Origin of the sequence: Desulfovulcanus ferrireducens, assembly GCF_018704065.1 — a bacterium.
Classification (GTDB): domain Bacteria; phylum Desulfobacterota; class Desulfovibrionia; order Desulfovibrionales; family Desulfonatronovibrionaceae; genus Desulfovulcanus; species Desulfovulcanus ferrireducens.
In genome coordinates this window covers 1-1,714 of sequence record NZ_JAGUQP010000058.1, presented here as the reverse complement: position 1 = coordinate 1,714, position 1,714 = coordinate 1, and the positions used below count along the sequence as shown (strand labels likewise).

The window sequence follows — 1,714 nt, the reverse complement described above, 5'->3', positions numbered from 1 at the left end:
CGCTCGGTCAGTTCGGGATCATTAAAAACACGGGCTATCTTACGCAGGGACTTGGCCATGGCCTTAATGCCAATAAAGTTAACTTTAATCCATGGGATGCCATAAGCTGTTTCCATCATCTCGGCCACGTAGTTGATGGAACGGTGACACATAACCAGGTTCAGCTTTGCATTATGAGCTTCACACATTTCATCATAGGAGCCGTCTCCACTAAAGGTACTTACCACTTTAACACCACATTTTTTGAATACGCGTTCAACCTCCCAGGCATCACCGCCAATATTGTATTCACCCATGATATTTACGGTAAAACCCTCAATCTCTTTGTCTTTAAGCCCTATGGCTTGCTCGAAAATTTTATTATTGGCGATATGGTGCCCTGCTGACTGGCTAACGCCTTTGTACCCCTCACAATTAAAAGCCAGTACCGGAATGCCTAAATCGCGGCTCGCTTCCCTAGCTACCTGCTGAACATCATCACCAATAAGCCCCACAGGACAGGTAGCGTAAACGCCAATGGCTTTTGGCTTGAAGAGCTTGTAGGCTTCTTCTATGGCAGCGCGCAGCTTCTTTTCTCCGCCAAAAATGATGTCCTCGTCCTGCATGTCAGTGGTAAAGCAGTAGGACAAAAAATTATATCCGTCTTCACGCGGCTTGAATAGGTTGCGCCTGGTCAGCCAGGAATAGAAAGAACAGCCTACAGGGCCATGGGTTATGTGTACCATATCACCGTAAGGCCCGATAACAACGCCTTTACATCCGGCGTAACAACAACCGCGCTGGGTGATAATACCCGGTACGGTGCGCACATTGGCCTCAATCTGCTGGTTCTTCCCCTCTTCTCCATCTTTACGCACCACCATATGTCTCTTGCGTTTTTTGGCCACCTTGGCCGGGTAAAGATTTATGACATCAGTTACCCATTCATCCAAATCAATGGTTGGAAGTGTTTTTAAATTCGGCATAAATTTATCTCCTTTACCCTTTCATTTCGTCGACAGCTTTATCTCCGGACTCCCCGGTTCTGACCCGGATGACATCGTCCATAGGCAGCACAAAGATTTTCCCGTCGCCCGGACTGCCGGTTTGGTTGGTTTTAATGATGAGATTTACTAAATCGGTCACCTTGTCGTCAGGGACCACCACGTAGAGCAACCGTTTGGGAATAAGACGGCCTCCCTGGGCCAGAGTCGGGAGTACATCAGCGCTCTCGCTTGGGTCTTCATTAATTGCCTGCAAAAGCTCAAAATCCACAGGACGTCTGCCCCGGCCAGAGGCCTTTGCTGCTGTGAATGCCGGAAACCCGGCTTCGACCAGCACGTCCTTGGTACGATTGATCATGTTCTGACGGATGATGGCTATAACTTCCTTCATACCGGTTCCCCCTTAAGCTTCTTTTTTACCGGAACTAATAGTATAGATCTCCTCCACAGCAGAGATGAAAATCTTGCCATCACCAAAGGTTCCCTTTTCCCCTGTACGGGCACTCTCCAGTATGGCCCTGACCACGAATTCCTTCTCCCGTTCAGGGACCACGACCATGAGCATCTCCTTGGCTAGCTGGTCATAAACCATTTCGCCAAGCTTTAACCCCCGTTGCTTACCCCGACCTGAAACCTCGATTTTAGTCACGGCTGGATAACCTGCCTCAAGCAATGCTTTCATTACCTCTGTGCTCTTTTCCGGCCTGATAATAGCACGAACCATGATCATA

3 protein-coding genes are annotated in these 1,714 nt (G+C 48.6%); all 3 read right to left on the bottom strand.

The genetic code is table 11. From position 1 onward, the window contains the following. Window positions 1-965: nitrogenase component 1 (locus tag KFV02_RS11375; RefSeq protein ID WP_289510160.1), on the bottom strand; the 965-nt coding region annotated here is incomplete at its 3' end. A gap of 13 nt (window positions 966-978) precedes the next feature. Continuing rightward, window positions 979-1,374: a P-II family nitrogen regulator gene (locus tag KFV02_RS11370; protein ID WP_252381668.1), complete on the bottom strand. Its 396-nt coding sequence runs from the start codon at window positions 1,372-1,374 to the stop codon at window positions 979-981. A gap of 12 nt (window positions 1,375-1,386) precedes the next feature. Next, window positions 1,387-1,713, bottom strand: a complete 327-nt coding sequence (locus KFV02_RS11365; protein WP_252381667.1) for a P-II family nitrogen regulator — start codon at window positions 1,711-1,713, stop codon at window positions 1,387-1,389. Window position 1,714: the final 1 nt, after the last annotated feature.